Annotated in this window: 15 protein-coding genes; 13 read left to right on the top strand and 2 right to left on the bottom strand. The window is 29.4% G+C overall.

What is annotated here, in order from left to right; genetic code table 11:
* The first annotated feature begins 21 nt into the window (after positions 1–21).
* From manA to BUA92_RS03760, 4 genes are all read left to right on the top strand, one after another.
* On the top strand, positions 22–999 hold the full coding sequence (manA, locus tag BUA92_RS03775; protein ID WP_073016911.1) for a mannose-6-phosphate isomerase, class I: 978 nt from the start codon (positions 22–24) through the stop codon (positions 997–999).
* A 630-nt stretch (positions 1,000–1,629) separates the two neighbouring features.
* Positions 1,630–2,496, top strand: coding sequence for an undecaprenyl-diphosphate phosphatase (locus BUA92_RS03770; protein WP_073016909.1), 867 nt, complete (start codon positions 1,630–1,632; stop codon positions 2,494–2,496).
* 307 nt (positions 2,497–2,803) lie between these two features.
* On the top strand, positions 2,804–3,901 hold the full coding sequence (locus tag BUA92_RS03765; RefSeq protein WP_073016907.1) for a 6-phosphofructokinase: 1,098 nt from the start codon (positions 2,804–2,806) through the stop codon (positions 3,899–3,901).
* A 140-nt stretch (positions 3,902–4,041) separates the two neighbouring features.
* Positions 4,042–4,821, top strand: coding sequence for a serine hydrolase (locus tag BUA92_RS03760; protein ID WP_021802379.1), 780 nt, complete (start codon positions 4,042–4,044; stop codon positions 4,819–4,821).
* 123 nt (positions 4,822–4,944) lie between these two features.
* Here the strand turns inward: BUA92_RS03760 and BUA92_RS03755 are convergent, their stop codons facing one another.
* Both BUA92_RS03755 and BUA92_RS03750 read right to left on the bottom strand, forming a co-directional pair.
* Positions 4,945–5,262, bottom strand: coding sequence for a hypothetical protein (locus BUA92_RS03755; protein ID WP_073016904.1), 318 nt, complete (start codon positions 5,260–5,262; stop codon positions 4,945–4,947).
* Positions 5,263–5,603: 341 nt separating this feature from the next.
* Positions 5,604–5,921: a hypothetical protein gene (locus BUA92_RS03750; protein WP_073016902.1), complete on the bottom strand. Its 318-nt coding sequence runs from the start codon at positions 5,919–5,921 to the stop codon at positions 5,604–5,606.
* Positions 5,922–6,340: 419 nt separating this feature from the next.
* Between BUA92_RS03750 and BUA92_RS23695 the strand changes: the two genes are divergently transcribed.
* The 9 genes from BUA92_RS23695 (at position 6,341) to BUA92_RS03710 (ending at position 13,384) form a co-directional block, all read left to right on the top strand.
* Positions 6,341–6,535, top strand: a complete 195-nt coding sequence (locus tag BUA92_RS23695; RefSeq protein ID WP_073016899.1) for an aspartyl-phosphate phosphatase Spo0E family protein — start codon at positions 6,341–6,343, stop codon at positions 6,533–6,535.
* Positions 6,487–6,630: a hypothetical protein gene (locus BUA92_RS23165; RefSeq protein WP_175550846.1), complete on the top strand. Its 144-nt coding sequence runs from the start codon at positions 6,487–6,489 to the stop codon at positions 6,628–6,630. Before BUA92_RS23695 ends, BUA92_RS23165 begins: the two co-directional genes overlap by 49 nt.
* Before the next feature lie 19 nt (positions 6,631–6,649).
* Positions 6,650–6,889 carry an AbrB/MazE/SpoVT family DNA-binding domain-containing protein gene (locus tag BUA92_RS03740; RefSeq protein ID WP_073016897.1) on the top strand — a complete coding sequence of 80 codons (240 nt, stop codon included), beginning with the start codon at positions 6,650–6,652 and terminating at the stop codon, positions 6,887–6,889.
* A 600-nt stretch (positions 6,890–7,489) separates the two neighbouring features.
* The gene (locus tag BUA92_RS03735) at positions 7,490–8,386 is read left to right on the top strand and encodes a DMT family transporter (protein WP_073016894.1); all 897 of its coding nucleotides are present in this window, start codon (positions 7,490–7,492) and stop codon (positions 8,384–8,386) included.
* 162 nt (positions 8,387–8,548) lie between these two features.
* A complete protein-coding gene (locus BUA92_RS03730; protein ID WP_073016892.1) occupies positions 8,549–10,054 on the top strand; it encodes a methyl-accepting chemotaxis protein in 1,506 nt (501 codons plus the stop codon).
* 150 nt (positions 10,055–10,204) lie between these two features.
* On the top strand, positions 10,205–10,585 hold the full coding sequence (locus BUA92_RS03725; RefSeq protein WP_073016889.1) for a PilZ domain-containing protein: 381 nt from the start codon (positions 10,205–10,207) through the stop codon (positions 10,583–10,585).
* Positions 10,586–10,817: 232 nt separating this feature from the next.
* Positions 10,818–11,741, top strand: coding sequence for an aspartate carbamoyltransferase (pyrB, locus tag BUA92_RS03720; RefSeq protein ID WP_073016887.1), 924 nt, complete (start codon positions 10,818–10,820; stop codon positions 11,739–11,741).
* On the top strand, positions 11,741–12,172 hold the full coding sequence (locus BUA92_RS03715; RefSeq protein ID WP_073016885.1) for an aspartate carbamoyltransferase regulatory subunit: 432 nt from the start codon (positions 11,741–11,743) through the stop codon (positions 12,170–12,172). Before pyrB ends, BUA92_RS03715 begins: the two co-directional genes overlap by 1 nt.
* Positions 12,173–12,187: 15 nt before the next feature.
* Positions 12,188–13,384, top strand: coding sequence for a dihydroorotase (locus tag BUA92_RS03710; protein ID WP_073016883.1), 1,197 nt, complete (start codon positions 12,188–12,190; stop codon positions 13,382–13,384).
* Positions 13,385–13,390 lie beyond the last annotated feature (6 nt).

The raw sequence follows: 13,390 nt of genomic DNA, 5'->3' as shown, positions 1-13,390 counted from the left end.
GAGAAAAAAGGAGGTATGTACATGTATCCAATTATATTTGAAAATTTGTATTATGATAGAATATGGGGAGGAAGAGAGTTCGAGAAATTCAGAGATAATCTTCCAGAAGGTGTTATTGGTGAGAGCTGGGATATAGCATGTCATCCAAATGGAACTGGAATAGTTGCAAATGGTGAGTATAAAGGAATGTCTTTTACTCAATTAATAGAGGAAAAAGGAACAACTTTATTAGGAACAGAAGTTAAGGGAGATAGATTTCCTCTTTTATTAAAACTTATAACTTCAAACGATAGTTTATCAGTTCAAGTTCATCCTAATGACGAATATGCATTGAAAAATGAAGGGGATTTAGGAAAAACTGAAGCTTGGTATGTAATAGATGCTAAAGAAGGTGCAAAACTTGTTGTTGGAACAAAAGACTGCACAAAGGAACAATTTGCAAAAGCCATTGAGGAAGGGAATTTAGAAAAGTATCTAAATGAAGTTCCAGTAAAGCCTGGGGATATGTTTTTTGTGAAAAGTGGATTAGTTCACGCTATTGGAGAAGGAGTATTAATAGCTGAAATTCAGCAAAATAGTGATACTACTTATAGAGTATATGATTATAATAGAGGAAGAGAAATTCATGTAGAAAAAGCTTTAGATGTAATAGATTTTTCACTTAAGGGAGAAAAGTCTAATGGAATTACAGTAAAGTATGATGGATATGAAAAAACTTATCTTTCTTTATGTGAATACTTTTCTATTGAAAAATACGATATAAAAACTGAAGTTAAAGAAGTGAGTGATAAAGAAAGATTTTATCTTTTAACTTGTGTAGAAGGAAATGGTGAAATACATCATGAAAATGGGAATTTAACCATTACTAAAGGAGATTCAGTTTTTATTCCGGCAACATTAGGAGAATATAGTGTTAAAGGTAATTTAAAAGTTTTAAAATCTTATGTTCCAGATGCTAAAAAAGTTGAAGAAGAGATTTTAAATAACATAAGAGGATAATATATGAAAAATGACACCTATTTTTAGGTGTCATTTTTCATATAAAGATATTCTAAAGAGGAAGGGGAAGGATGTACGTGGTATATGAAAAAAATAAAGAACAAATAAGATTAAACTAACACCATTATAAATAATTTATTATACATAGATAATCTTTCGACTAAATACAAATAAATCACTACCTATAACAATGGTTCGTTCCACCATATAAAATATCTACACAACCCTATATAACCTCACGGCTATATAACATCATTACAACACCTTATATGATGTTAGCTAAACCCTATATGATAAGTTGGAATATTAGTATAATAAGAAGTTTTAGTTTCCGACTATAAAAACACTTTTCCTAACCATATAGAATTCACTAGATCAAATATAAATCTGAATCAACTTATACTCAATTCTAGCAAGCTTAAATAAATCTAAAAGAATCATTTAAGTATTGGCTTAATCATTATTTGTTCCATGCTATTATATTAACCTGAATTAGTTTTTATATTCTGGTAAGTTATGGATAAAAATTAGTAACATATTTATTAAGAAACTTTCAATAAGATGGACAAGAAAAGTTATAGGTTCTATAATTAATTTTAGATTATAAATATTAGGTTAAGGAGAGAAAGAATGGGAATTGATTATTTAGTTATTTTAAAAGCTATAGTTATAGCAGTAGTTGAAGGAATAACAGAATTTATACCAATATCATCAACAGGACATATGATATTAGTTGGGAACCTTATAGATTTTAAAGGTGAATTTGCAGATATGTTTGAAGTAGTTATTCAACTAGGTGCTATTTTGGCTGTTGTCGTTCTATATTGGAAGAAGATATATACTACTGTGTTAGAATTTTTTAAATTTCTTTTTGGTGGGAAAAAAGAAGCTAAAAGAGGATTTGATTTTTGGATATCGGTTTTAATAGGTACAATCCCTGCCATTATATTAGGTTTTGCATTTCATGATCTTATTAAAGAAAAATTATTTTCAACAAAAACAGTTGCTATTGGATTTATAGTAGGTGGAATTCTTTTAATATTAATTGAAAATAATTTTAGAAGAAATCTTAAATACAAAAAAAATGTTACAAGAGATATAGATAAGATATCTTTTGTTCAAGCTATAAAAGTTGGTATATTTCAATGCCTTGCTATGTGGCCTGGTATGTCAAGAAGTGCCTCTACAATTATGGGAGGATGGGTTTCCGGTTTAAGTACTCCAGTATCGGCAGAATTTTCATTCTTTTTAGCAATACCAGCTATGATAGGAGCATCAGGTCTTGATTTAATAAAATATAAAGGATATGCAACTATGACTTCAACCGAATGGTTAGCCTTGGCAGTAGGATTTGTGGTGGCATTTCTAGTAGCATTACTTGTTATTGAAGGATTTATTGCATTTTTGAAGAAAAAACCAATGAGAATTTTTGCTATTTATAGAATTTTTGCAGGAATAATATTAGTAGCATTAATAGCTACAGGTGTAATTAAATAGATTGAAAAAACTATAAAGAGTATAAATAGACTTTGGTGAGATTATTATTTATGCTCTTTTCATTTAAAATGCACACAATATAAAGTTAAAAAAAGGATATAATTCATTAATATTTAACAAAGAAAAGAGATGAAAAATGTCTTTGCACTTTCAGAATATTATGATATCATTTAATTGTAACAATAGTCTGAAAATTTGCAAACGTTTTGTGAAAAGTCCTTTGAATAGTTTAAACATTAGAAAGTTTATAGTACTTTCAATGCAATATAAATTTAAGAATAACCTACAGAAGTAGAGGGGGATTAATATGGTACAAGGAATCAAAAAAATTGCACTACTAACAGGAGGCGGAGATTGTCCGGGATTAAACGCTGTAATTAGAGCAGTAACTAGAACAGCAATATTAAACTATGGGTATGAAGTTATAGGGTATAGATATGGGTATAGAGGACTATATAATAATGATTATGTTCCTTTAACATTAGAAAGTGTATCAGGGATTCTTCATAGAGGAGGAACTATTTTATATAGTTCAAACAAAGATAACCTTTTTGATTATACAGTAGAAGAAAATGGAGCCATGGTTAAAAAAGATGTTTCTGATGTAGCTGTAGAAAACATGAAAAAAGAAGGCGTAGATGTTTTAGTTGTTATAGGAGGAGATGGAACTTTAACTTCTGCAAGAGATTTTGCAAGAAAAGGTGTTAAGGTTATAGGAGTTCCTAAAACTATAGATAATGACTTGGCATCAACAGATATAACTTTTGGATTTAACACTGCTATAGGAGTTGCTACGGAGGCTTTAGATAGACTTCATACAACTGCAGAATCACATCATAGAATTATGGTTTGTGAAGTTATGGGAAGAAATGCTGGATGGATTGCATTAGAATCAGGAATAGCTGGATCAGCAGATGTAATTTTAATTCCAGAAATACCATACGATATAAATAGAGTTGTAGATAAGATAAATGAAAGAAAGCAAAATGGTAAACCATTCTCTATAGTTGTTGTGGCAGAAGGTGCTAAGTCAAAAGATGGAGATGTGGTAGTAGCTAAAATAGTTAAAGATTCTCCAGATCCAATAAGATTGGGTGGAATTGGAAATAAGTTAGCAGAAGATTTAGAGAGTATAATAAAAGAAAATGAAGTTAGATGTACAGTTTTAGGTCATGTTCAAAGAGGAGGCATTACTTCTCCATTTGATAGAATATTATCAACTAGATATGGAGTTGCAGCTGCTGATTTAATTAGTAAAGGAAAGTTTGGAAATATGGTTTGTTTAAAAGGAAATCTTATTTCATATGATTCTTTAGAAAATGTAATTGGAGCTAACAAAAATGTAAATCCTACAGGTGAGCTAGTAACTATAGCTAAAAAAATTGGTATTTCTTTTGGAGATTAAAATAAAAGCACTAATTCCCCAATGGAATTAGTGCTTTTCCAAATATAAAATTAATTCTAATAAATGTTAAAATACTTCAAAATTTTCTGACAATATGTTATAATAGATGTAGCAGAACAGAATGGAAGCTGGAGGGTATTATGAAAGAGATTAAGAGATATTTAGAGTCAAGAATAGGTAATTATAGTTTCTACTTTGAGGATTTACATTCAGGATACATGTATAGTTACAATGAAAACGTTCAAATGGTAGCGGCTGGATGTATGAAGTTGCCAATAGCTGTATCATTAATAAAGTCTGTTGAGGAAGGCAGATTTACATTTTTAGATAAAATAAAGATTGAAAGTAAAGATAAAGTTTACGGTACTGGTATAATCCATGAGTTTAATGAGAGAGAATACACTATATTTGAATTACTAGTAGCTATGCTAATACAGAGTGATAATACTGCTGCTAATAAAATTATTGATTTAGTGAGTATGGAAAAAATCAATAAAGATATTAAAGAAATGGGATTAAGAAGTACTATTCTTAATAGAAAGACAACAGATGAAAGATCAGATCAAAGTGAATTAGAAAACATAACTTCAGCATATGACCTTTCAAAGATATGGAAGCATTTATATAACGGAACTTTCCTAAATAAAGAAAACAGTACTATGGTTATAGATATTTTAAGAAGACAGCAGATAAAAAATAAATTAGCATTATATATATCTGATGATTTAAAATATGATATATCATCTAAAACAGGGGATAAAAAGGGTGTAGAAAATGACACTGAACTTATCCAATTATCCAAAGGAAATTTTGTTTTCACAATTCTTTCTATGGATATTCCAAACAGTGTTTATGGAACTGTTACTTTAGCAAAATGCGGCAAGATGATGTGGGATAATGTAATGAATAACTGGCACTAAGCCATGAAATACTGATAACTCCTAGGTTCTAGGAGTTATCTTTTTTTGATTTTAGGCAAACGGCAAAAAAACGGCAAAAATTTTATTCTTTATAGAAATTTTATATCCTTAATAAGGATTCTATTAATATCCAGAATCATCAAGTTGAGATAAGAAGTAATCCCTATCAATTGGTGTCATTGCTATGATCTGGTCAATAAAAAGGGTGAAAGTAAAATCGGTATAATTTGTTTTTACTCCATTATTATTAATAATTATTACATCAGTGAGTGAAATTTGACTAGATATATAATTATCTTTTGGATCTTTATAAGGTTTACCAATAACTTGTCCAAACGAAGTTAAGAAAAGACTATCAGCATAGTCGTTTGCAATTAATAACGCTAAAAAGGAATATTCTTTTAAGGTACATTTAGTTTTTAAAAGTTCATTATATTCCACGGTAACACCACCTTTTAACAAAATTTTACCATAAGGAGATATATAATACTAGAAAGAAGAAATTGATTGTTACTTGTAATTGGGAAAATAAATAGAGATAGTTGAAGAACATAAAATCAAGTTAATTTAATTAGCCATCTTATTTTAGTTAACAACTATAAAAATGAATAATAACCTAAAACACAGCATTATTTAGAAATGAATTTTGGGGTGTTTTTTAGTTCATAATGTAAAATATATTTTATTAAAAAGAATCATACCTGTAGAAGCCTAGTTTGCTACAGGTATGATTCTAAAACAGCAAATATTAAAGCAATTTTAAAGATGCTTGTTAGTACCTTTTAAGAGATATAGGCTTCTCCATCACCTATAATTACAATTCTATGCTCTGGCTTTAATGATATCAAATTAAATTTTTGAGATTTAGGAGGTAGGCGTATAGCTTGTTGTGCTATCTGATCTTTATCATAAATCTGCAAAAATATAGGTCCTTTTTCAGATACATTTTGAATATAGTAAAGATTACCTTCAGAAAAATTAAAGTCGGATACTTTATAAACCCCCTCTTTAAAGGTATTCGTATTTGAAACTGCGTTAGCTTTAGATGGAATTAAAAATAAAAACAAAAGAATTAAAAAAGTACTAGTAAATTTCCTCATATGCATAGCCACCTTTCATAGTTATTGTGAGAATATAAAAAGTTAAATATTCATAAACCGAAAAAATATTAAAAATATGATTCAACAAAAGGCTAATTTATGTATTAGCATATAATGAGGATACCAATGCTTTGGAATTAAGTATTTGTAAATCAATAAAATAACTGTTGGGAAGCAGATAACCAGTTAACCAGTTAACCAGAAATACAGAAAAACAGATAAGAATATAACCAGTTAACCAGCAAAAACAATTAACCAAAGAAATTTTAGATAAGAGCTTCAAAAATAAAAAAAGTCTTACTTACTGACATCTTAAGAAATTTGTGAAATAACTTAACAAAAGTTTCAGTTTATTTTAAGAAAAGAGCTGTATTATATAGATAATCGAATATTGATTAAGATTTGAGAGGAGATTGAAGATGATAAGAATAATTTCGATAATAGAGAAAAAGAGAAGAAGTTTACATAAATCCATCAATATGTATGGAATCAGTGATAATAGGGTATTAACTAAGAGTAGAGAGCTTGATAAGCTAATACTTATAGAGCAAAGGAGAAGAAGGTTATGTTTATTAAATACTGCCAAGTATTTCAATGCATGTGCAGCGAAGTAAAGGATATTATTAAAGGTTATGATGTTGTATGTAGTGGAGAGTGTTATAATTGTAATGAGTGCAAGGACTTGACAAAAGAAGAAACTGAAGAATAAATTTTTTAGGAGGATAATTATGAAAAGTACAGGAATGGTAAGAAAAGTAGACGAGCTAGGAAGAATAGTACTACCAAAGGAGTTAAGAACAGTAATGAATATAGATATCGCTGACTCCCTAGAGGTATTCACTGAGGAGAAAACAATGATTCTAAGAAAATATAATCCGGGTTGCACTATTTGCGGCAATATAAAAGGTGGACAAGACTTTAAAGGTAAGTATGTTTGTGAGGATTGCTTGGAGGGGATTAAGAAGTAGTTTTTGCCTAATAAGGATTTTGTTTGGTATTAAAAAGAAATAAGAAGAGCTAATAGAAGAGATGATAAAATTGATGGATGTTTGTTAACAGAATGTTTATTGTAATGACACATGAAGGACACATAGTAACTCTATAATAAACTCATAAGTTGAAATTAAGTTTTTTCATTATTCTTCTCCCTTTTAATAAAGCAGTCACTGTTGAGTGACTGCTTTATATTATTTATATATAATACCTATTGCAAAGGCGTGATGAACAAATTTAAAGAATACACCAAAATCATCTAAATAATATTCAAAGATATAATGCTTAAACCTTTAAAAAGAAAAACATTTAAAAAGGTAAAAAGCTGACTAGACACCAATTAATATAGATGTAATCTGAAATATTATAAATGCAGAAAAGCCTAGGAGAATATACTCTTAGGCTTTTCTATATTTAGTAAATAATATAAATAATATGAGTCAATAAAACTTTCAATATTATTATATGCTCAGAAATATTTGGTGTCACAATATAGTGAGGATTTTGAATTAATTTGTAGAAAAAATTGTGGTTGTGGTATTATAATAGAGAATTTAATCTAAGGGGGATAATAAATGAATAATAAAAGATTAGCTGCTAATTCACTTCTATTGCTAGTTGCAGCTATATGGGGTTTTGCATTTGTTGCACAAAGAACTGGGGCGAATTATGTAGGTGCATTTAGTTTTAATGGAATAAGGTTTGCGATAGGTAGTATTTCGCTTGTTCCATTAATTATTTTTTTTGATAAAAGAAAAAAGAAAGAGAAAAAGTATGATGTTGGCTTTAAGAAATCTATATTGCCTGGAATTATAGTAGGTCTTATTCTTTATGCTGGGGCAAGCTTACAGCAGATTGGACTTATGTATACAACAGCTGGAAAGGCAAGTTTTATAACAGGTCTTTATGTGGTTTTAGTACCCATTATTGGAATTTTATTAAAACATAAAATTGAAAAAAATGCATGGCTTGGAGTAATTATTTCAGTAGTTGGTTTGTATCTATTAAGTGTTAATGAGAATTTTTCAATAGCTTATGGAGACTTGCTTGAGATTATAGGAGCTGTTTTTTGGGCTATACATATTTTAGCTATAGATTATTTTTCAGATAAGATAGATGCTCTAAAATTATCTTGTATACAGTTTGCAACTTGTTCTATTTTAAGTTTAATCACTTCGGCTATATTTGAACAAACTACTTTAAGTGGGGTATCTCAGGCGTTAGTTCCAATACTCTATGGAGGAATTTTATCGGTTGGAGTGGCTTATACACTTCAAGTTGTAGCTCAAAAGAATGCCAAACCTTCTCATGCTGCAATAATATTGAGTATGGAGTCTGTGTTTGGTGCCTTAGGGGGAGTTATTTTATTAGGTGAAACTATGAGTATTAGAGGCTATATAGGGTGTATGTTTATATTTTTGGGAATAATTTTATCTCAAATTAAATTTAGTGAGGATACTAACTTTAAATAATATTTTATTATATTATTTAAAAAAAATTAAAATTAGAGTATAATTAGTTATAAATTATTTAATATTGATACGCAATGAAGAGGTTGTGGCTTAGCTGCTCTTAAGGAGTGGTAAGTTGTGATCTCTTTTTATTGTAGATATTTTAAAGAGGGGATTATACAAATGAATTATTTAAATTTAATTGAACTTATTATAATAGTTATACTTATTTTAGCTTTTACCTTTCAGGTGATAAAAAATAAAAAAATAAAAGATGAATATAAAAAAGCTATTGAAAAGATAGTTTCTGGAGATTTGACTTTAAATATTGAAGATAATAAATTTATAGACAATGATTTAGGTAAAATAACTGAAAAACTAATATCTTGGATATATAATACTTTAAGATCTTCAACTAGAATTTCACAGCAGCTTAATAACATATATTCTTCTTGTACTACATCCATGGATACTGCTAAAAGTGTAGGCGAAAAAATAGATGGATTTGAACATAAGGCAGAACATACTTTTAAAAGAATTGATGAACTAAACTCACTTACTAATAATATATACAATTCACAGCAGGAGATGTACACTCTTTCAAATAAGGTAAGAGAAAGTGCAGCTCAAACAGAAGATTCTATAAAAATGGGAGGAAAGACTGTTGAGGATGCTGTAGAAATTCTTGAAGATATGAATGTACATATGGACGATCTGATAGGTGATATAACTAATTTAGCAAATGTTACCGATACTGTCGAGAAGATGGCTGATTTAATAAGTAAGCTTGCAAAAAATATAAATCTACTATCATTAAACGCTGCAATAGAAGCTGCTAGAGCAGGTGAAAGTGGCAGAGGATTTGGTGTTGTAGCAACTGAAGTTGGGAAATTAGCGGACGAAAGTGCTGTTTATGCAAAGGATATAAGAAGCAATATAGAAAACATAAAGGTTAAAAGTAATGCGGCTGTTGAGGCAATAAATATATTAGGTGAAAAAGGCAAAAAGGTTCAGACCTCTACGAGTTCTATAAAAGAATGTTTTAATGACATAAATACTGAGGTTACGGATATAATAGGGTCAGTTCATTTAGTTTCTAAAAAGATAGAGGAGCAATTATCTTCTAATAAAAAAATTAAAGTAGTATCTGATGATGCTTCAGAATTTTTTAAAGATTTTAATGTTGAAGTTAATAATATAGTTGTAGATATAAAGAAGCAGTATGAACTAGAAAGATTAAATATTGATAGTTGCGATAATATGTCTAAAGATATTAAAACATTGCTAGAATTTACTCAAGAATTTGAAAATATTATTTCAGAAAAACTAATAAGCCATTGTGAAGTTTTAGCAAAACAGATGTGCAGTGAAAAGATAAACAACGAGTTTCTTGATAAGTATTCAACTGAAAGTGGAATATCAGAATTTTACATAACAGATGGGGACGGGGTTACAATATTATCAAATAATAAGTTTGGAATAGGATTTAGATTTACTGAGGATGAAACTTCACAAGCTCATGTATTTAGGAATATACTTAAGGATAATAAACTTATAGTAACTCAAAACTTTATGAAAAGAGATGTGGATGATAAGTACTATAAGTTTGTTGCTATATCGAGGAAAGATGGAAAAGGAATTGTACAAGCTGGGCTTGATCTTGAGGATATACTAAAATTAAAAATATAAGAACTAAAATTCTAAACCACCCAAATTTTTTGTCAACATAAATTTTTATTTAAAATAAAAATAGCTTAGTTACAAGCTTTAGATAGAATGATATAATTAGATTACAAATTTAAAGATATTGATTTCAAAAGCATATAAAGGTGGGTTAGTATGGAATCAGCAAAAAATAATAAAGTATACTCATTTTTGAAGGAAAAGAGAGCAAGTAAGAGAATTGATTTTGACTTAGAAATCATGTATCCGAGAATAAATGATAAAAATGTAAATAATCCTAGCGGAGATCCTATTATGAGAGCACTGAATATATCTGAGGCAGGAATCTGTATAAGTAGCGATATTCCACTTAAGAAAGGTGATTTTTTAGATATTCTTCTATCTATTAAGGGGAGCCCTTCTTTTACAGCCATTATGGAAATAAAATGGGTAGGATATGATGATAAAGCTTTTCTAGCTGGGGGAGAGTTTTTATGTTTGACAATGGATCAAATAAATACAATTAGAGGTTTTGTTAATAAATCTTTAGAAAGTTAATAAAGCGTATAGCTCTTAAATTTAGTACAGGGCTATTGACAATAGGTTATATTTTTGCTATTCTCTATGTAATATAGAGCCTTTAATTTGATCCAGAGAGGTCATTAAGGAAGTAAAGTTACCATACTAAATGGACGTATTACGCCTTCCTTTAAGGAAGGCTTTTTTTTAGGCAAAAATGCCTTATTAGTCCCTTTAAATTTAACACAGAGAGGTTAAAAAGGAGGAAATTATGAATAAAATTAAACATTTAATAGATCCTATGGATCTTACTGTAGATGAGCTAAATGAAATTTTTAATTTAGCTGAGGATATTATAAAATATCCTAAAGAATATTCAAGTCTAATGCAGGGAAGAATCCTTGCCACTCTATTCTATGAACCAAGCACTAGAACTAGATTTTCCTTTGAAGCTGCTATGATGAGGCTTGGAGGAAGTGTATTAGGTTTCTCAGAACCAAATTCCTCATCTGTTTCAAAAGGGGAAAGTCTTTCTGATACTATTCAAATAGTTTCTACCTATTCAGATATTATTGCAATGAGACATCCAAAAGAAGGTTCAGCAAAGGTTGCAACCATGTTCTCAAGTGTTCCAGTTATAAATGCAGGTGATGGTGGACATCAGCATCCAACCCAAACTCTTACTGATTTGTTATCCATAAGAAATTTAAAAGAGAGTATAGAAAATAACGTTATAGGAATATGTGGTGATTTAAAGTTTGGAAGAACTGTTCATTCACTTTTAAAAGCCATGTCTAGATATAAAAATAATAAGTTTATATTAATATCACCAAAAGAACTTACAATTCCAGAATATATAAGAGAAGAAATACTTATAGAAAACAATATAGAATTTATGGAAGTTGAAAGATTAGAGGATGTAATTGATAAATTAGATATCCTATATATGACTAGAGTTCAAAAAGAGAGATTCTTTAATGAAGAGGAGTATATAAGATTAAAAGATAGTTATATTTTAGATAAAAATAAGATGAAGTTAGCTAAAAAAGATATGATAGTACTTCATCCACTACCTAGGTTAAATGAGATTTCAAAAGAGGTGGATAACGATCCAAGGGCATGTTACTTCAAACAAGCTGAGTATGGAATGTACGTAAGAATGGCACTTATATTAAAGCTTTTGGAGGTGAAGTAATGCTTAAGATAACCACAATTAAAAAGGGAATAGTAATGGATCATATAAAAGCAGGAACTGGGATAAAGATATTTAATCATCTAGAACTTGATAAGGTTGAATACCCAGTGGCATTAATTATGAATGTAGAAAGCTCTAAACTTGGTAGAAAAGATATTATAAAGATAGAGGATAATGTATCTCTAGACTACACATTTTTAAGATTATTATCACCAACTATAACGATTAATATAGTAGATGATGAACGAATAGTAGATAAGATAAAGCCAACTTTACCAGAGAAGGTTGTAAATATAATTTCATGTAGAAATCCAAGATGCATAACTACAATAGAAAAGGATATACCTCAGGTTTTTAATCTTACTAGTAAAGAAAAAGGGGTATATAGATGTGACTATTGTTATGAAACTAGCGAATTTTGCAATTTGTAAACTGGAGGGAAAGGTATGAATTTACTTATAAAGAATGTAAATATAATAGATGAGAGCCATGATTTTTATGGAGATTTATATATAGAAAATGGAAAGATAAAAGAAATTGGATTAGATATTAAAAAAGAGTGTGAAACCTTAGAGGGAAATGGATTAACTTTAATGCCAAGTTTTATAGATATGCATGTTCACTTTAGAGATCCAGGTTTTACTTATAAAGAAGATATTGAAACAGGATCAAGAGCTGCTTTAAGAGGGGGATTTACCTACGTAAACTTAATGGCAAACACTAATCCTATATGTTCAAGTCTAGAGGTTTTAGAGTATGTAAATAATAGAGCTAAGGAAATAGGGCTTATAGATTTACATCAATGTTTATCTATAACTAAAGATTTTGACGGAAAGACTTTAACGCCTCTAAAGGAGCTCTCAGGAAATAAGCTAATAAAAGCAATTTCTGATGACGGTAAAGGTGTTATGGGTTCAAGAACAATGATGGATGCTATGAATATAGCTCGTGAAAATAATTGGGTAGTAATTTCTCATGCTGAAGATCATGAGTTTTCAGATATAGATATGAGACTAGCTGAAAATATGATGACCTGGAGAGATATAAGTTTAGCGAAATATACAGGTGCAAGACTGCACATGGCACATGTAAGTACCAAAGAGGCTATGGAATATATAATTGAAGCTAAATCAAATGGATATAGTAATATAACTTTAGAAGTAACTCCACATCATATTGCTTTAAATACAGAGATGTCAAACTATAGAGTTAATCCACCTATAAGAGAAGAGGAAGATAGAAAATTTTTAATAGACGCTATAAAAAAGGGCTATGTGGATGCTATTGGAACAGACCACGCTCCTCATAGTAAAGAGGATAAAGAAAAAGGTGCACCAGGAATGGTGGGATTGGAAACAGCATTTTCTATAAGCTATACAACTTTAGTAAAAGAAAATAACCTTTCCTTAAATAACTTAAGCAAGCTTATGTCTGGAAGACCAGGAGAGATTTTAGGAATAAAAAAAGGAAAGCTTACGCCAGGTTATGACGGAGATGTAGTTTTGGTAGATTTAAATAAAAAGACTAAAGTTAAGGCAGAAGAGTTTGCTTCTAAAAGCAACAATACGCCATTTGAAGGAATGGAGTATTATGGCGAAGTTGTTACTACTATAAAAGGTGGAAAAATATCGTATAAAAGGTAGGGGTAT

The sequence above is a fragment of the Clostridium intestinale DSM 6191 genome (assembly GCF_900130055.1).
Taxonomy (GTDB): domain Bacteria; phylum Bacillota; class Clostridia; order Clostridiales; family Clostridiaceae; genus Clostridium_T; species Clostridium_T intestinale.
This window is presented reverse-complemented; position numbering and strand designations above follow the sequence as displayed.